This is a genomic window from Priestia sp. 3CA3 (assembly GCF_056836725.1).
In genome coordinates this window covers 167,292-184,782 of record NZ_JBXENJ010000008.1, presented here as the reverse complement: position 1 = coordinate 184,782, position 17,491 = coordinate 167,292, and the positions used below count along the sequence as shown (strand labels likewise).

The 17,491-nt window shown below is 35.4% G+C and carries 19 protein-coding genes; 8 read left to right on the top strand and 11 right to left on the bottom strand.

Annotated elements, in window-relative coordinates; all coding sequences use genetic code 11:
- Nucleotides 1–273: 273 nt before the first annotated feature.
- Nucleotides 274–1,128 carry a malate synthase gene (locus AC1VNJ_RS21275; protein ID WP_482641276.1) on the top strand — a complete coding sequence of 285 codons (855 nt, stop codon included), beginning with the start codon at nucleotides 274–276 and terminating at the stop codon, nucleotides 1,126–1,128.
- Between the two features lie 737 nt (nucleotides 1,129–1,865).
- On the top strand, nucleotides 1,866–2,099 hold the full coding sequence (locus tag AC1VNJ_RS21270) for a hypothetical protein (RefSeq protein WP_028413804.1): 234 nt from the start codon (nucleotides 1,866–1,868) through the stop codon (nucleotides 2,097–2,099).
- Between the two features lie 345 nt (nucleotides 2,100–2,444).
- Here the strand turns inward: AC1VNJ_RS21270 and dhaK are convergent, their stop codons facing one another.
- The gene (gene dhaK / locus AC1VNJ_RS21265; RefSeq protein ID WP_482641268.1) at nucleotides 2,445–4,208 is read right to left on the bottom strand and encodes a dihydroxyacetone kinase subunit DhaK; all 1,764 of its coding nucleotides are present in this window, start codon (nucleotides 4,206–4,208) and stop codon (nucleotides 2,445–2,447) included.
- A 1-nt stretch (nucleotide 4,209) separates the two neighbouring features.
- Entirely contained in the window at nucleotides 4,210–5,343 is a 1,134-nt protein-coding gene (locus AC1VNJ_RS21260; protein WP_028413806.1) for a glycerol dehydrogenase, read from the bottom strand.
- Nucleotides 5,344–5,654: 311 nt separating this feature from the next.
- Here AC1VNJ_RS21260 and AC1VNJ_RS21255 point away from each other — a divergent pair, with 311 nt between their 5' ends.
- The gene (locus AC1VNJ_RS21255) at nucleotides 5,655–6,698 is read left to right on the top strand and encodes a PocR ligand-binding domain-containing protein (RefSeq protein ID WP_098999930.1); all 1,044 of its coding nucleotides are present in this window, start codon (nucleotides 5,655–5,657) and stop codon (nucleotides 6,696–6,698) included.
- 139 nt (nucleotides 6,699–6,837) lie between these two features.
- Here the strand turns inward: AC1VNJ_RS21255 and AC1VNJ_RS21250 are convergent, their stop codons facing one another.
- Together AC1VNJ_RS21250 and AC1VNJ_RS21245 are read right to left on the bottom strand one after the other, a co-directional pair.
- Nucleotides 6,838–7,644, bottom strand: a complete 807-nt coding sequence (locus AC1VNJ_RS21250) for a carbon-nitrogen family hydrolase (protein ID WP_482641267.1) — start codon at nucleotides 7,642–7,644, stop codon at nucleotides 6,838–6,840.
- Between the two features lie 11 nt (nucleotides 7,645–7,655).
- Entirely contained in the window at nucleotides 7,656–8,315 is a 660-nt protein-coding gene (locus AC1VNJ_RS21245) for an MBL fold metallo-hydrolase (RefSeq protein WP_033578635.1), read from the bottom strand.
- 102 nt (nucleotides 8,316–8,417) lie between these two features.
- Here AC1VNJ_RS21245 and AC1VNJ_RS21240 point away from each other — a divergent pair, with 102 nt between their 5' ends.
- Nucleotides 8,418–8,795 carry a winged helix-turn-helix transcriptional regulator gene (locus tag AC1VNJ_RS21240; RefSeq protein ID WP_047751227.1) on the top strand — a complete coding sequence of 126 codons (378 nt, stop codon included), beginning with the start codon at nucleotides 8,418–8,420 and terminating at the stop codon, nucleotides 8,793–8,795.
- A gap of 252 nt (nucleotides 8,796–9,047) precedes the next feature.
- Here the strand turns inward: AC1VNJ_RS21240 and AC1VNJ_RS21235 are convergent, their stop codons facing one another.
- Together AC1VNJ_RS21235 and AC1VNJ_RS21230 are read right to left on the bottom strand one after the other, a co-directional pair.
- On the bottom strand, nucleotides 9,048–9,482 hold the full coding sequence (locus AC1VNJ_RS21235) for an ArsI/CadI family heavy metal resistance metalloenzyme (RefSeq protein WP_482641266.1): 435 nt from the start codon (nucleotides 9,480–9,482) through the stop codon (nucleotides 9,048–9,050).
- A 50-nt stretch (nucleotides 9,483–9,532) separates the two neighbouring features.
- On the bottom strand, nucleotides 9,533–9,862 hold the full coding sequence (locus AC1VNJ_RS21230) for an ArsR/SmtB family transcription factor (RefSeq protein ID WP_033578631.1): 330 nt from the start codon (nucleotides 9,860–9,862) through the stop codon (nucleotides 9,533–9,535).
- Between the two features lie 404 nt (nucleotides 9,863–10,266).
- Here AC1VNJ_RS21230 and AC1VNJ_RS21225 point away from each other — a divergent pair, with 404 nt between their 5' ends.
- Genes AC1VNJ_RS21225 through arsC form a run of 3 tightly spaced genes read left to right on the top strand, consistent with a single transcriptional unit; the run spans nucleotide 10,267 to nucleotide 12,378 of the window.
- Nucleotides 10,267–10,614 (top strand): ArsR/SmtB family transcription factor, encoded by a 348-nt coding sequence (locus AC1VNJ_RS21225; RefSeq protein WP_014460639.1) that lies wholly within the window; start codon nucleotides 10,267–10,269, stop codon nucleotides 10,612–10,614.
- A gap of 18 nt (nucleotides 10,615–10,632) precedes the next feature.
- Nucleotides 10,633–11,931: an arsenic transporter gene (locus AC1VNJ_RS21220; protein ID WP_482641265.1), complete on the top strand. Its 1,299-nt coding sequence runs from the start codon at nucleotides 10,633–10,635 to the stop codon at nucleotides 11,929–11,931.
- 24 nt (nucleotides 11,932–11,955) lie between these two features.
- On the top strand, nucleotides 11,956–12,378 hold the full coding sequence (gene arsC, locus AC1VNJ_RS21215; protein WP_028413817.1) for an arsenate reductase (thioredoxin): 423 nt from the start codon (nucleotides 11,956–11,958) through the stop codon (nucleotides 12,376–12,378).
- 125 nt (nucleotides 12,379–12,503) lie between these two features.
- Here the strand turns inward: arsC and AC1VNJ_RS21210 are convergent, their stop codons facing one another.
- Nucleotides 12,504–12,737 (bottom strand): DUF1565 domain-containing protein, encoded by a 234-nt coding sequence (locus AC1VNJ_RS21210; RefSeq protein ID WP_224980019.1) that lies wholly within the window; start codon nucleotides 12,735–12,737, stop codon nucleotides 12,504–12,506.
- A 175-nt stretch (nucleotides 12,738–12,912) separates the two neighbouring features.
- On the opposite strand from AC1VNJ_RS21210, the gene speG reads away from it, so the two are divergent.
- Nucleotides 12,913–13,437, top strand: coding sequence for a spermidine N1-acetyltransferase (gene speG, locus AC1VNJ_RS21205; RefSeq protein ID WP_013056444.1), 525 nt, complete (start codon nucleotides 12,913–12,915; stop codon nucleotides 13,435–13,437).
- Nucleotides 13,438–13,697: 260 nt separating this feature from the next.
- On the opposite strand, the gene AC1VNJ_RS21200 is transcribed toward speG, so the two are convergent.
- The 4 genes from AC1VNJ_RS21200 to AC1VNJ_RS21185 form a co-directional block, all read right to left on the bottom strand.
- Nucleotides 13,698–14,171 (bottom strand): hypothetical protein, encoded by a 474-nt coding sequence (locus AC1VNJ_RS21200; protein ID WP_063247007.1) that lies wholly within the window; start codon nucleotides 14,169–14,171, stop codon nucleotides 13,698–13,700.
- 276 nt (nucleotides 14,172–14,447) lie between these two features.
- Entirely contained in the window at nucleotides 14,448–15,209 is a 762-nt protein-coding gene (locus tag AC1VNJ_RS21195) for a class I SAM-dependent methyltransferase (protein WP_098999932.1), read from the bottom strand.
- A gap of 227 nt (nucleotides 15,210–15,436) precedes the next feature.
- Nucleotides 15,437–16,264, bottom strand: coding sequence for a mechanosensitive ion channel family protein (locus AC1VNJ_RS21190; protein ID WP_230683541.1), 828 nt, complete (start codon nucleotides 16,262–16,264; stop codon nucleotides 15,437–15,439).
- A 167-nt stretch (nucleotides 16,265–16,431) separates the two neighbouring features.
- Nucleotides 16,432–17,460 carry a serine hydrolase domain-containing protein gene (locus tag AC1VNJ_RS21185; protein WP_482641264.1) on the bottom strand — a complete coding sequence of 343 codons (1,029 nt, stop codon included), beginning with the start codon at nucleotides 17,458–17,460 and terminating at the stop codon, nucleotides 16,432–16,434.
- Nucleotides 17,461–17,491: the final 31 nt, after the last annotated feature.

Here is a 17,491-nt window from a genome sequence, read left to right as displayed (position 1 = left end):
GATATGATGTATAAAAAGCTCCCCTTTTATACATGTGCTCGTCATGGAAAAGATAGTCGTTATCGTATAAATATGTTATCATTTATCTAAAGTTATAGAGTTATCTCAAAAAGCAACCTCACTCGAATGCCATTAAAGACTGAGGTTGCTTTTTCTTTTTTAAATAAAATTAAAATAATTGTGTTAACTCAAAAGGTAAGTTAGTTGAATAAAATTATTAATTTACTACCTAAGTAGTAACCGCGTTTTTATTCTACAAGGAGGCCTAGAATGATGAATCTAATCGATAAGAAAGTTACACACAAGCATTTTGGAACAGGTACTATAGTTAAATATAATGATTCTAGTATTGAAATAAATTTCGCATCAGAAAACAAAAAATTTGTTTTCCCCGATGTATTTGGAAAGCACCTAAAAGTGCATGATAAAAGTGTTGCTCATTCCCTGGAAAAAATTTTAGAAGAAAAGGAAACGGAACGAAAAGAGGAAGAATGGAAGAAGGAAGAAGAAAAAAAATTACAGCGAAAAAATCAGGAACTTCGCTGGGGACATGAAAAACTTATGAAAAACCATAAACTTCATCCCGAATCACAAATGGTTTTTTGGTGCGACACAGAAGAACAGAATAGTTCTTTTTCAGAGTGGACGGTTTTTTCAGGCGTAATAAAAAGTGGTAATTACAAGGGGAAGCCAACCAAACCCACCCGCCTACATCAAAATAGCGCTGTCTTGTTAACAGCAATAGATTCCAGTATGCCTGAAAAAGACAGACGCATCTTAGGTGTCTATATGGTCAATGAAAATTTTATCGGTAAGCTTTGCGAAGATGGATATATTCCTGCTCATTCAACGTACAGACTCCAACTTACAGAACAAGAATCCAATCAGATGCTTTTCTGGAAATATTATATAAACGAAAAAAACTCCCAAAAAATGGTGTGGAATACAGGTAAATACCGTTATTTTGATAATTCATGGATGGCTCAAATTTTGCTTGATATAGTTTCATTGAAAAGTGACTCAAACGAACGAGAGCAGGCACAGCAATTTTTTGAGCATTTTTGCAAAATGAATTTGATAACGGGTCAAGAGTTACCAAAGCCTAATGGCGCATTAATGCGTATTTAGACGTTAGCCCACAGGTAATTAATTAAGAATGAAAAAAGACTGACGCACTTTTCTGACCCATTGCTAATGACGAACAGTGCCGGGCTCTGTTTGCCAATAAAAGCGTAAATAAAGAATCTACTGCTACGTGTAAAGTAAAACAAGCAGGCTCTTAATAATCAAGAATCTGCTTGTTCTGCTCTACATAAGGACTATCAGTAAGTTATTTTATTTTTCTCTAAACAGATACATATCTAACAACATATCAACAAGCAATAAATTAAGCTAGTACGTTTATTTTAATATACAGTTGAGCTAGATAGAATATCTTTATGAAAACGTACTGTTTCAGAACTATAGGCAGTCATATTTAGTACACTTTTTATAGAATATGATATGAGGACTACCCCATCTTTCAGTGTACTCACCCAACAAGGATGAAAGGGTATTAAAAAATAAAATTGCTTATCAAGTTTTTCTAAAATAAATGGTGCTGGGGGAGCTTTTTATTTTTGCTACAATTCTTAGAAAGAAGTATTTGATATTATTAAACACGCTAGTTACAGCAATTATAGGAGGTATTCATTTTTTAAACTTTTGTAAAATTATCCACTTGAGAGAAAGCAGACAAAGAAAATATAAATCATATTATACATAGCTTTTCCTTTTCTATTATCTTCCTTACCCTACTCCTAGTTACTGACACCTTCCCTTAAAAAACAAAGAACAGCTAATACTTTTAAATAAGGAGTTTTTAAATGAGTAATTATGAAAAAACTAAGAATAACAAAAATATAATTTTAGGTATTATATATGCTCTAATTGTAATATCTGTATATGCATTTAACTTACATCTACAGATAGCTTTGTCTATACTTACTCTTGTCATAATATTTGAACTTGTAACTTCAATAAAAGAAGATGACAAAGCTAAAAATGTTATAAACATTATTACCATATGTTTATTTATACTTGGAATTGTTTTTCTCTAACTAGTACTTACTAATAGCTAACAATATAAAAAGAGCAAAGGCTTCTTATAAATGAAGAAGCCTTTGCTCTTTTTATATCTTTCCCACTCTTTTTCTAGACGGTTAGTATGCTTTTGAATATCGCTAACATGTTTTAATTTAAGATTAAGGTTGCCTGATATAGATAGTCAGCAACAGTATACTTTTACGGGCTTTTTTTGAGATAAGAAAACTATCATTTTCCAGTTTAAGTAAGTTGAAGCTCGTCCTTAGTGAACCATAAAAAATCCCCACTAAATATAGTGTAACCCTCACTCTCAAAGAGTAATTTCTTTACACTATACTTAGAGGAGATAATACCAAATTTTACTGTTTTTCTTGCATTACTTGAGCTACTTCAGTAAAAATTACACCTAAGCCATGTGCACCTGCGTCCGGATAACCAAGGCTTCTTTCTCCAACCGTACCAGCACGCCCCATACGTGCAACAATCTGTTCAGTTGATTTTGCTCCTTCAACAGCAGCTTCTGCTGCTTTGACAAGCGCATGTTTCAAGCTTTCACCTTCAGCAGCACTTGACGTTAACGTATCTGCATAAGGTACTAAGGCATCAATTAAAGTTTTATCTCCCACAACAGCTCCACGTCCAAAAGAACGTTCTCCTGTTGCTTGAATTCCTTTTACAGACGCTTGGATCATTTCAGCAAATTCTGTTAAAGTCAGTTCGGTTTTAGATTCAGTGTTCTTTCCAGCCGCACGAAATGCTGATCCCCAAATAGGCCCTGATGCCCCGCCACAATGCTCCATGATAACGATGGAACAAGCCTCTAAGAAGTTGCCAATATCATTTGATTTATTTTCTAGAATTTCGTGCCATTCAGCTTTCAACTGTTTGAACCCTTTAGCAACACTCATACCAAAGTCTCCGTCACCAGCATGGGAATCTAATTCACAAAACGGTATTTCATTTCTAATAATACATTCACTCATTTGGTCCACCATAAAAATAATATTATTCAACGTTAGTCGATTTTCCGTTACTAGGGAATATTCTTTGTTGGTTTGCACCTCATAAGACAATTTCGGGGCCTCCGCGGTACCGATGATTTCATCATAAGTGACAGCTGGTACTTCACCTTTAAGTTTTAGCGCAGGAGTATCGCACTCTTCAGATAGAAGACTCTTTAAGTTTTCATCTAATTTCATAATTGAAATAGAAGCACCGGCCATATCAATGGCTGTCATATAGTTTCCGACAAACGTTCTTGCAATCGTTACTTTTCTACGTGACAGTTCACGAATGACAGAATGATTTAATAAATACAGTTCTTGAAGAGGTGTGCTTCCAAATCCATTAATTAGGACAGCCACTTCTCCTTTTCCATCTTCTATCCCTATTTCTTTTAATAATGCCGTTACCATGCGCTCTGCAAGTTCGTCTGCTGAAATAATTTTTTCACGACGGATACCAGGTTCTCCATGAATGCCAACGCCAAATTCCATCTCATCTTCTGCAATCTCAAAAGTAGGAGTTCCTTTAGCAGGAACTGTACAAGAAGTTAGTCCAATACCAATGCTTTTAACATTCGCAATAGCATTTTCTGCTGCCTCTTTCACTTTTGATAGATCATATCCGCGTTCTGCTGCAGCACCTGCTATTTTATGGACAAGAACAGTACCAGCCACTCCACGTCTTCCAACTGTATATAAACTGTCCTGTACAGCAATATCATCATCTACTTTTACATAATCCACTTGAATTCCATCTTCTTCGGCTAGATAAGCAGCATTCTTGAAATTCATCATGTCACCACTGTAGTTCTTAATCACGAGTAGAGTTCCCTTATCGCTAGCTGTTTCTTTAATGGCTTGATAAATCTGGATTTGAGAAGGTGAGGCAAATACATCTCCACAAACTGCTGCATCTAACATACCCTTCCCAACATACCCAGCATGAGCAGGTTCATGTCCACTGCCGCCCCCGCTAATTATGCTTACTTTATTTTTATTAATTTGCTCTTTTTTAATGACTTTATATTTTTCAATTAAATTCAGTTCCGGATGTGCTAGAACCATTCCTTTACACATCTCAATTACGACATTTTCTGGTTTATTAATAATTTTTTTCATCTTATATTAACCTCTTCTTATAATCATTTCCAATTTGATCTGCTGCAAGGATAGCTGCAGCTACTGACTCTGGAGTAACAGGGAATGGCATAGAATAAATAGATTCCTCTGGAATACAAGCTTTGTTAGCTACTTCCATTAACTCTTCTTGTGTAATTTGTTCTACTCCAATATCAGCAAGACAAACTGGGAGTCCTACTGCTAAACAGAAATCTAACACTTCTTCTATTTCCTCAGTTGGCGCATTTTCCAATACCAATTGTGCTAATGTACCAAAAGCTACTTTTTCACCGTGGAAGTAGTGGTGCGCACTTTCTAAAAGAGTAAGCCCATCATGAATGGCATGTGCTCCAGCTAATCCACCACTTTCGAATCCTAATCCTGATAATAAGATATTGGCTTCAATAATGTTTTCTAAGGCCGGAGTAACAACATTATGATCGCTTGCTGCTTTTGCTTTAACCCCGTCCTCTAATAGAGTGTTGTAGCAATGTTCTGCTAAAACTAACGCTGCATTTGTACCTTTTGCTGGTGCACATACGTCCTCACGCACTCCACAAGGTAATCCAGCATTTACATTAGAGAAAGAACGTGCTGTTGCTCTTGCTTCGAAATAAGTGGATAACGCATCCCCCATACCAGATACTAAGAATCTAGTAGGTGCATTAGCAATGACTGTTGTATCAATTAATACAACACTTGGGCTTTGCTTAAAGTATGCGTAATCATCAAAAGCACCCTCTGGTGTGTAGATAACTGCGGAATGACTTGTAGGTGCATCCGTAGCAGCAATTGTTGGGACGATAATTAACCCTTCTCCCTCCGCTACACATTTTGCCGTATCAATTGCCTTACCACCACCTAAACCAATTGTACAATCACAGTTGTTTTCTTTTGCTATTTCCTGCAATCTAGAAATTTCTGGTCTTGAGCACTCGCCATTGAATCCGCCTTCAAAAAATGTAATACCATATTTTTCTGCTGTTGCATCTAATTTGCCTTGTACACGTTTAATATCTTCAGGATGTGCTATTAAAAGTGCAGAGGTACCAAATGTTTTCACAAAATAACCTAAATTTAAAATTTCATCTTCACCTTGAATGTATTTTGAAGGACTAATAAATGCTTTTCTCATAAATAAAACCTCCTAATTAACTTTGTAATCCCTTACAATCGGAATTTTACTATCTTTTGTGTAAGATTACATTAGTCTTAAATGACGAGTTTTTACAACTTTTTATCGTATTTTTTTGCTCTCTTCATTTAATATGGTATTATTATGACATTATTTCAGGTAAAAATACTACTAAGTTCACGTTGAAAAGAGGTTAACTTTATCGCTGAACACTCTTTTATTTTACGAACTCAGGAATAAAATAAAGATATTCTCAAATAGGTAATCCAAACTACCATATGGGAAGTAGAAGCAAGGGAGATAAAACATCATTGAAAACTACTTACATGAATTTAGATAAAATACTAGATTTAAAGAAATGGCGAAATCTTCAAGATTCACTTGCGCTTGTTACAAAATTAGCGATTGTTACGGTTAACTATAAAGGAGTGCCCATTTCTCAACACAGTGGTGTACGTCCATTTTGTGAGACTATGCGTAAAAATCCTGATACGGCAAAACTTTGTGAAAAGTGCGATGCGCGGGGAGGATTAGAGGCAGTTAGAACCAATGCTCCTTATATCTATTTATGCCACTGGAATATTGTCGATATTGCCATTCCCATTATAATTGATGATAAATATGTAGGCGCTATCATGGCGGGAGAAGTAAAAATTGAGGATGGTGACAAACATCCTCAATTGGAACAAATGCTTACTGTTCCATCAAAGGGATTTGAACAGAAGTTAAATAATAATGAGGAAATACAGCGTCTATATGATTCTATTCCTACTCTATCCTATACAGAAATTAACGAAGCTGCTCAAATGTTATATAGGCTTTGTAACTACATTGTAGAGGAAGCTATGAATAAAAATTTGATTTTAGAAGTATATGAAAAGATGGCTCCAGTAAAAGAAGACGTTTCTACTGAAGATATTTCTTACGGTTATTCTCTAGATAATATTCAAAATATAAAAAAGGAATTAGCCAACACAGTTACTAATGCTTATGTAAAAACGTCTATTAACGATCACTTAGTTTGTAAAAACAAAGTATTACAGCCAGCCTTTGACTACATTTATAAACATAAAAGAGAAAAAATATCTCAGCAAAAGATGGCTGATTTATGTCACATTAGCACAGGTTATTTCAGCCGTATATTTACCAAAGAAACGGGTATGAATTTTTCTGTTTTTATTTCGCTCAAAAAAATAGAGTGGTCCAAGCAATTATTAGAAGAAACGGATTTGTCTATTGCACAGATTAGCGATGAATTAGGTTTTAATGACCCTGGATATTACATCAAGACATTTAAAAAATATGAAAACATAACTCCTAACGTCTATCGGAAATATTATCAAGAAAAGATGTAAAGTTTTCATTCCTGACGTAAGAAACATATAACTTTTCCATACTGATACTAGTATTCTGAAAAAGGGTGCTTTTCAGTATGGAAAAGCAATGAGACACAGTCATGTGCTGGCCTTTACGCTATAAATAATATATAAATCTCTACTCCGCATGCTTATAAACATTGGGTCTCAGGCCTTCAAATATTGGGATGTTTTTTTGTTGTTCTGTAACTTTCTGTATATGAATTTCTGCTGTTATGATTTCTTCTTTGTCTCTCCCCTCTTTTATAATGTTTCCATTTGGATCGATGACCATTGAATGTCCAGCGTATGTGTTGCCGGCATGATTTTTATGATTCACATTCCCCACGCTGTTACATGCAATGACGTATACACCATTTTCTATAGCTCTTGCTCTCAATAGTGTTCTCCAATGATTTATATTTTTGGTAGTCCATTGTGCAACGTAGAATATGATTTTTGCACCTTGAGAAGCCGGAAAGCGTGTGATTTCTGGAAAACGTAAATCGTAACATATAATTTGACTAGTTTTGATACCGTTAATTTTGAATACTTCCGGTACTTCATCTCCACCTGTTAAATAATGATGTTCATCTAACATCGGCACGAGATGTATCTTATCTTTTTGGTAGAGCAGTTCGCCCGTTTTTGATACTGCAAAGGCTGTATTATAAATATTGCCATTCCTTTTATTCGAAACTGAACCTGCAATGATATTCACTCGATGTTTAGTTGCTAAACTTTGGATAAATGGAAAAGCCCTCTTTAAATCAATGTCTGCTTTTTCTGCTACATTTTTTAAATCATAACCCGTATTCCACATTTCAGGTATTACAACAATTTCCGTATCTATATCCAGCTTTTCTGCAAATAAGGATACAATACGGTTTTCGTTTTGCTTAACTTCTCCTTCAATAATCTCCATTTGAAATAATTGTATTTTCATGTTTTTCCCTCTTATTCATAGATAAATTTATAAATAGAATATAAATCATTGCTGTATTTGACATCTTCGCCATGTGAAGAAGAAATAATAGAGGGTTTAATTTTATCTATAATTCGCCCGCTATTAATATTTTCATCCATATCAACTGTGAACTTTCGAATCGGTGGATGTAAGGATTCGGTATTAGAAAAGAATAAGTCTCCAATTAGCAGCACATTGTCATCTTTATGATGGTATATGACATGTCCCGGGGTATGACCGGGTGTTAGATATACGTCTACGGGTAACGCTTTAATGATATTGTCACTTAAACCTTCAACTTGATGTTCTACGCCTGTTGTTTCTTTTTCTGCCTTGTTTGGATACGGTTTTTCGCCATTGATAAAAGGCGTTTCAATTTCGTGTGCGTAAATAGGAATATTTAAATGATCTTTTAAATACTTGGCACCATTAATGTGATCCAAATGGCCATGTGTCAGCAAGATACTCTTGGGAATACCTAAAGATTTTGCTGCATTCAACTGCGCATATGCATAGTCTTCCATTCCGGTATCGATGAGATAAACATCCTCACCATCCACTATGTACCATGTATTGATCTTAACTCGGATACCAACGACGGTTTCATAAGTGAGTCTATAAACATGTTCAGAGATTTGAACAAATTCCAATTCATACACCTTCTTCTGATTTATTTGATATCATAAGTGTAATGAGAAAAAATAGGAGTAACAAGAAGGCACAAATTTGTTACTCCCCATTGAGGTGAGGAAATGTCAGAGTTTAAAAGTGATCAATACGGCCCTTGTACGTTAACTGTAAAGCAAGCCTGTCCAATTGAATTAGCGATGCATATTATGGGCGGTAAATGGAAAGGCATTATTTTGTCTTTGTTATCAAAGTCACCTATGTATTATAATGCAATGCGCCGTGAAATACCGGGTATTACTCAGCGCATCCTTACACTCCAGCTTCGCGATATGGAAAAAGACGGATTAATAGAAAGAGAAGAAACAAACGATAACCCTAAAAGAGTTTTATATTATTTAACAGAGCTTGGAGAAAGTTTTATCCCAATACTTAAATCTTTAGAGAAATGGGGCAACGCTTATATAAGCAAGCAGGAAGAAGGAATAAAAGAGTCTCAATAATTAAGGGTAATCCCTCACTTTATTCCTTTAACATTTAACATACAATCAAACCTATTGTTCATATAAGCATTCATTTCTATCTATTCTAATCAAGTTTTGGCATAGGAACGAGTTCTAATTATAAGCAAGAAAATATATATGCTTACAGTTAGCTGTCTTAGCAAGAAAACTCCGCTAAACATAATCGATTTTATGCTAAATAAAAAAGACAGAAAGAGTCTACTTCTTCCTGTCTTTTTTGTCATTTAAGCATCAGCAACATGAGTTGCTTGCAGGTGACTTTTCATTCACTCCAAAGCTATCCTCAGTCTTATGAACCTCACTATCAGATTTCGTATAAAAAAACTCCCACTCGTTCCCGTCAGGATCTGTTACCCAAAACTTATCTTGCACAGCATAGCAGCAGGTCGTATCTATTTCTTCACGAGCAAAGAACCCCTCTTTTTCTAGTCGTGATTTATGAGAATGAATCTCCTCAGGAGTTTCTACTTGGAAGCCGAAATGATTCACTTGATTACCTTTTACATCGTCACGTACGTTCAAGGTGAAATTTAATTCGGGTTCATCTAACAAGAATTTAGCATAATCTATTTTCGTTTTCACAGGTTGAACGCCAAATACCTTTTGATAAAACTTAATGGACGCCTCTAGATTCGTTACATTAATTCCTACATGAACATATTTCATTTACACTTCCTCCTTCGCATGCTAAATAATATTATTTGGAATGTAGTAAATTAAGAGCATGGGCCGCTTTTACTTGTATCTTTTCTAAACAAGCAGCATAGTTCTTCTGATAAGAGGTGGTTCACCTCTTTATCATTTAAATCGTAATAACTCCATGTCCCTTTTGTTTCTTTTGTGATGAGGTTTGCTTCTAATAAAATCTTTAAGTGGTAGGAAAGTTTAGATTGAGACATCCCAAAGAATTCAGTTAGATCACATACGCATGTCTGTCCTCGCTGGCAGAGCTCATACATAATTTCTAATCTCTTTTGATCAGCAAGAGCTTTAAATTTTTGTTCGTACTGTTTAAATGGATGCTTTCCTTCCTTGACTGTTTCCATTGTCATTCTCCTTCATCAATTTTTTTTGATTTAAAGTTCGAAGCTCTCGGCAGCTTTTTTAAAGTTACTGTATGTAGTTTCCCCTCTTAACGTAGGATCTTGATGAAAAAAACGCTGAAAGATTAGACTTTGTGCTTCCTTATAGTTCATCCCTTGAGTGTTCATAACTAAATGAAAATAGGCTCGAAAGTACGTAACCGATAAGTTTCCAGAGTTGTTGACTCTCACTGCTTTTCCCCTCATTTTTATAAATCAATTTTTTTTGATGTATTCATCATATCTGGAAAATTTAGATAAATCAAGACATTAATCAAATTTTTTTGTTTAATAGTAGTGTATATTTTTGTTGAATGTATAATAAAATACTTATATAATTATATTTGAAAATAAGGAGGTGAGTTGGATTGGATGTAAAAGTACAAATAGAAATGGAGAAAGCAGCACAGATACTGAAGCTGCTTGGCGATAAGACAAGATTATCTATGATGAAACTGCTCCAAAATAACGAGTGCTGTGTTTGTGAGCTAGTTGAAATTTATAAAGCAAGTCAACCGGCTATTAGCCAACACTTGCGTAAATTAAGAGATATCGAACTTGTAAAGGAAAGACGACAAGGACATTGGATTTTCTATTCATTAAATAAAGAAAACGGCTATTATCAGTTTGTCCTTAATATACTTGAATCTTTACCAAGCGAAGATGGACGATTAAAAGAACTAGAAAAGCAAGGATTACGCATTAGTTGTTGCTAATAGTAGGAGGTTTGTAAAGTGGTATCAGTTATAGTAGCCTCCCTCATCTTCTTAGTGACATTGATTTTTGTCATTTGGCAGCCAAAGAACTTGTCTATTGGTTGGTCAGCGTGTGGAGGCGCAGTTTTAGCTCTTTTAGCAGGTGTGGTTGATTTCCATGACGTGCTGGATGTAACTCAAATTGTATGGAACGCAACGTTAACGTTTATTGCAGTTATTATTATTTCTTTAATTTTAGATGAAATTGGATTTTTTGAGTGGGCAGCGTTACATATGGCACGAGCTGCAGGAGGTAATGGCGTTCGCATGTTTGTATATGTATCCCTCCTTGGAGCTGTAGTAGCCGCATTATTCGCAAATGATGGGGCAGCCTTAATTCTAACACCTATCGTACTTGCTATGGTGCGGGCACTCAAATTTGAAGATAAAATGGTCTTTCCTTTTATTATCGCCAGTGGATTCATTGCGGATACAACATCGTTACCTCTTGTAGTAAGTAACTTGGTCAACATTGTATCAGCTGATTTCTTTGGTATTCGTTTTTCTGAATTTGCCTCACGCATGATTGTGCCAGATTTATTTTCACTTTTGGCAAGTATTACTGTCTTGTATTTGTATTTTCGTAAAAGCATCCCTAAGAAATACAATCTAGATGATTTACAGAAACCTGTTGAGGCCATTAAAGACATGAAAATGTTCCGTTTATCAGGAATCGTTTTATTTATTTTAGTTCTTGGTTACTTTATTGGTGAGTTCTTCAATGTTCCAGTTTCTATTATTGCAGGTATTATTGCCATTTTATTCTTAGGAATAGCAAGAAAAAGCCCGGCTGTTCACACGAGAAAAGTGTTAGCAGGAGCTCCGTGGGCGATTGTTTTCTTTTCGATTGGTATGTATGTTGTTGTGTATGGATTACGCAATGTGGGGCTAACTGAAGTACTAGCACGCCTTATTCAAACAACCGCTGATCAAGGATTATTTGCAGCAACCATTGGTATGGGATTTATTGCAGCCATTCTCTCATCGATTATGAACAACATGCCAACCGTGATGATTGATGCTTTGGCCATTGATGCAACTTCTGCAACAGGTACGATTAAAGAAGCTCTGATTTATGCAAATGTCATTGGTTCGGATCTAGGACCAAAGATTACACCTATTGGCTCTCTAGCGACGCTCTTATGGCTTCATGTTCTCTCGACAAAAGGAGTTAAGATTTCTTGGGGAACTTATTTTAAAACAGGTATTATCTTAACCATCCCAACATTGTTTATTACACTTGTTGGTTTATATATTTGGTTATCAATTATTTCTTAACACATCATAAAGGAGATTTTACACATGTCTAAAAAAACACTTTATTTCTTATGTACAGGTAACTCTTGCCGTAGCCAAATGGCTGAAGGATGGGCAAAAAAATATCTAAATAACGATGAATGGGATGTACGCAGTGCAGGATTAGAAGCTCATGGATTAAATCCTAACGCTGTAAAAGCAATGAAAGAAGCTGGTGTTGATATTTCAAACCAAACATCTGATATTATTGATCCTGAAATTTTAAATAATGCGGATTTAGTGGTTACATTATGTGGCCATGCAGCTGATCATTGCCCCGTAACCCCTCCTCATGTGAAGCGTGAACACTGGGGATTTGATGATCCTGCAAAAGCAGAAGGAACAGATGAAGAGAAATGGGCGTTCTTTCAACGTGTCCGTGATGAAATTGGTGAGCGTATTCAGCGTTTTGCCGAAACAGGTAAATAATTAATCAAGAAGCAGTCTATTTGTGTAGACTGCTTTATTTTTTCTCCACTAATAAGGGGCTTTTCACTTTTATAGTTCATGAAAATAATAGGCTCTTGTTTAGTACCTGAACGGCTAATAATTAATTATTCGTAATAAATACCACCTCTGATGTAAACCGTAGTTCCGGGTTGAGCTGCTTCACTTGCCTTCCTTAATGTTCTAAAAGGTTTGCTTTTAGTACCTAAGTTTTTGTCATCCCCTGTAGGAGAAACGTAGATCTCATGATGTATAGGTTCTACTGAAGGCTGATTAGCTGCCTCAACCCTTTGGTTTATACAACACAGTAAAATAAGAAAAATACCAACTGCTTTTTTCATAAGATACTCCTTAAAGTTAATGAGTTTCACTTACAAGATGTTTAAATTATACTATGGCTCTTTTAATAAGTATGTAAAACATCGCACTATGTCTTGTTATTTTTTTAAACTACAGCAACTTTTACATTTAAAACGGAAAGTGCTAAAGTAATGCTAGAATATGGAGGTTTGAGAAATGAATAAGGAACTTAAGTTACGTCCTTTGGAAAGAGAAGATTTAAAATTTGTCCATGAACTCAATAATGATGCAAATATTATGTCTTATTGGTTTGAAGAGCCTTATGAAGCTTTTGTAGAGCTACAGGACTTATATGATAAACATATTCACGATCAAGGTGAGCGTCGGTTCATACTAGAAAAGGACGGGGATATGCTTGGATTAGTGGAATTGGTCGAAATTGATTATATTCATCGTAGAGCAGAGTTTCAAATTATCATTGACCCTACATATCAAGGTCATGGTTACGCCATGGTTGCCACAAATCTAGCAATGAATTATGCCTTTTCGGTATTGAATATGCATAAACTTTACTTAATTGTAGACAAGGAAAACGAAAAAGCAATTCATATCTATAAGAAGGTCGGTTTTTCTATTGAAGGTGAGTTAAAAGATGAATTTTTTGTCGATGGAAGCTATCATAACGCTATAAGAATGTGTATGTTTCAAAAAGAATATTTACAAACTAAAAATAAAAACTAAGGTTGAATTAGTATAGGCTTCCTGCTCACTAAAAGAGAAGAAAGAATGAGATCAGGCTTCTGTTAATGCAAAGAGAAAAACTCCTGTTCAGACGTAACAGGAGTTTTTCTCTTTTTAAGCTGTAGATGATATACAAATTTCTATTCTGCATGCTTATAAACATCCGGTCTCAGGTTTTCAAATATTGAAAAGAGCCATTACCATGACGGTAAAGGCTCTTCATATGCTCTTCCCTGATGGGAGTCTTATGTTATCTTTAGTTAAGGTCTATGAAAATTGACTGTTTTCTCGTCATCTCCTGTGCGTTCAAACCAGCCTCTGAAGGCCCAGTTATCATAACCTCCGTCACCTTCATTAATAAATGTTCCTTCTTCAAATATCCAGACTCCATACGTAATACCATCATAATCTACGGTATCAAAATACTGAACACCTTGTAATTGATCTGAATTATAACTTTGACTCAAATTCATGACCATTACGTTATATTGTTGACCCGATTCAAAAAACGCCTTTTCCATTGCTCCCTTGACGAACCCACTTCGATTGTCGGCCGTTTTAGCCGCATCTGCAATCGCTTGTCCTATGGCTACGGGATCAACTGTTACGTCTCCTCCAACTTCTGCAGCTTCTGCGGAGCCTGCAGAACCTCCTAAATTCGGTAGAGCTAATGGCGTCGCTAACACAGCTAAACCTACGGCAGAAGCTACAACAGCTTGTTTCGCTCTTCTCATTTGATCTCCTCCTATTTTTAGGTGATTCTTAGAATATTTACCCTTTTTTTCCACGTTAAAACAAAAATACTGTAATTAAAAATAAAAGGTAGACCATTTCATTTTTTTGAAGCATCTGTTAACCAAACATAGGCTTATAAGTTTTTTTCTAAAAGCTCGCCCACTTTTTCTGCCATTTCTCTCGGTGAACATGGCATCTCATTTTTGAGCTATTATTCTACTATGACTCCGTATTAGAAAAAGTTGAGGTAGCTCATTCAATATGATAACTAACTATTATTTAATAGATTTAGTCGCAATATAACAAGGCATATATTCAGTGATTTTCCCCTTGTGATGATGATCTTCATAAAGGTCTTGTAAAGTGAATCCAGCTTTTAGCTGTCCGCCAATTTGAGTTTCTAATGAATGGCTAAACTGTACACCGCCATTTTTTATAAGTTCTTCATCATTTTCTACGGTGTTTTTCGTTCCATCATAAGGTAATTTATTAACCACTTGTAACGCTTCCTCATCTTCTCCAAATAAATAAAGAGCAGGATTTGCAAAGCCAGATAGCAGAACGCCACCTTTTTTTAGAACTCTAAAACATTCTTGCCAAACGTGTTCAACATCTTGAATATAGCAGTTTGATACAGGGTTAAAAATCATATCGAACGTCTCATCTTCAAATGGAAATGTCTTACTCATATCCCCTTTAACTAAGTCAATAGAATAGCCTTCTCTAGTGGACACCATTTTTTCTAATTCTAATTGCTTATCAGAGTAGTCAAAAACCGTAACTTCCGCATGTTGCGCTGCAAAGACTGGGCACTGCTGTCCTCCTCCGCTAGCAAGTCCCAATATTTTTGCTTTTTTAAATGGAATAAACCAGTTATGCGGAACAGGCTTACAAGGTGTTAAGTAGATATCAAAATTACCTTGAGTTGCATCTACAAAATCTTGATGATTAATAGCTAATGACCATTCTCCTCCAGCTGAAGCCCATTCATCCCACATTTCGGAGTTGATTTTTGTATAATTAGATTTTTGCGTCATAGTTAATCCCCCTTTACCTTTTTACGTACTTTGTTTAATTTTACCATGTCACTAGAAGAATAATTTAGATGTACTAATTAATTTGTTCTGTTTCAGATAATTAATCTTTACTGGAGAAGTACTTAATAGATATTTTTAAAAATAAAAAACACCCTTTTGAAAAATCAAAAGGGTGTTTGTATCTTAAATATAAAAGCTTGTATATAAACAAGGTACGAGTTTTATTTTTAATGGCTTGTCTCGAAGCTTTCAGCCATCATAAGGTCATTTTTATAGGCAGCCATTGCGAGTTCATATCGCACCTTTTGGCTCGCTTCTACAAAATCAGCTTCCTTCACAAGTCCTGATAATGAATATTGGTGACCTTTAAAACCTACGTTCAGTTCAGTAATTTGATTGAATTGAAAGCTCTCTATAGGAATTCCATTCACATCTTTTAACAAATATTGACCATATTTCTCGTTACATGTTTGTGCTACCTGCTCCATTACTTTGAAGGCATCGTCCGGGTTTTGCCTATAGTTGAGAATAAGACTTTCATTTACCCGGCGTCTTCCTCGGGTTCCGTTCTGAAGTTCCGTAATGTTGCTATATGAGACGGTATAGAGGTAGCCGTCATATTGACGAATCTTTAAGTAGCGCATCGTAATTTCTTCTATTTTCCCTTGACGGTTTCCGTTGAGAATAACATAATCTCCGTGATGGATCTGGCGTTCAAACAAGTAAGTCAGTCCCATTATATAATCACGGATGATATGCTGGAGGATTATTGCCAGGGCACTGGCTAACACTACCGAACTAGTGAGAATCTTTCCGAAGTCAAAGAAATGGCTAAGCACATAAATAAAGAAAAAAGCTAGCCCCAATACTCTTGTGACCTGATTAGAAAAGTGCATGAGCGTCTCTTCTCGTTTTTCATCTAAAAAGCTCGTTTTATCAAAGAAAAGCTTAATGAATTTGCGAATAAAATAAACGATAAGTACAATCAGCAGCCCTACCGTTAAAACCTTTACGGGAAACTGCTGGAAAAATTCAGTGAAAACCAACTTACCCACTCCTTATTTCTAACACTATACCAAAAAAATGTACGGAAAGACAAAAATCTTCTGTTCCTTACAAACCTTAATGATAATAGCACGGTTTCCTCAAAAAAAGAAGCATATTCTATGCTTCTTGAAGGTCGGTCATATTCGGCGACAGTCTTTCAAATTGTCTTCCATCCTTATATATCTTTTGAATTTTGGAGGCTTTCTAATAAAGACATTCCTATATGTTCATCCTTATTTCTACTTAGTCTATAATTAGCTAAAACGACGGAAGCAACTTTCTTTTCTTTATCAATCCCTAAAAATGAGCTGAAGCATCCTGTTCCACCGCCGTGCAATATCACATTATTGTTTTTCTTTAAAAGCAACCATCCAAGACCCATATCAAACTTCTTTGTTCCATTGGCGTATTTTTCATGACAAAAAGACAGATATGGTTTATCTTCATCCATATTTATTTTTGCGTATTTAAGTAAATCATCAGCGGTTGAGGATACTGCGCCCGCAGGTGATATAAAATTCCCCTTGTCCCACTGCCAGTTGCCACAATCATTATTTTTGCGGTCATAGCCATGTAGATTATCGTTTGAAGCGCCTAAACAAGTATCCTTTAGTCCAAGCTCATTAAGAAGAAAGTCATTCATAGTATCCCAATACCCCTTGCCCGATATCATTCCCAACACGTATCCAATAAGGGATATACCGAAATTGGAATACTTCCATGAATAATCTACTTCTTTTAATTTACTTTTTTCGATCAGCATCTTCATTTTGTTAAAATCCATATGTAACGGATTATTTTTATTCAAATCACTTCCGCCAAAAATCAAATTAAAAATTATTTTAAAATATTCCCGTTTATTTAAAGGTAAGCTTCCTGAATATCCAGAAGAGTGAGTAGCGAGGCGGAGCAATGTAGGATAATACGTGTCTTCCTTAAGTTCTTTTATGTACTTTCGTATAGAATCGTTTAGTGTCAACTTGTTTTCAGATATGTATTTTGATAGCAGCGATATAGTAAAAGTCTTAGTAATAGAACCAATTTCATAATGATATTTTTTGGATGAGTCAATTTCACCGCTTTCATTATAAATTTTGATAACATATTGGTTGTCCGTTAAATAGCCAACGGTTAATTTCAAATTCTTTTTTCCTCTACAGGTCTTGTTAATTAATCGTACTGTTTCATCACTGATTTCAAACATAATGAGTGCTCTCCCTTATCCTTTATTTCGA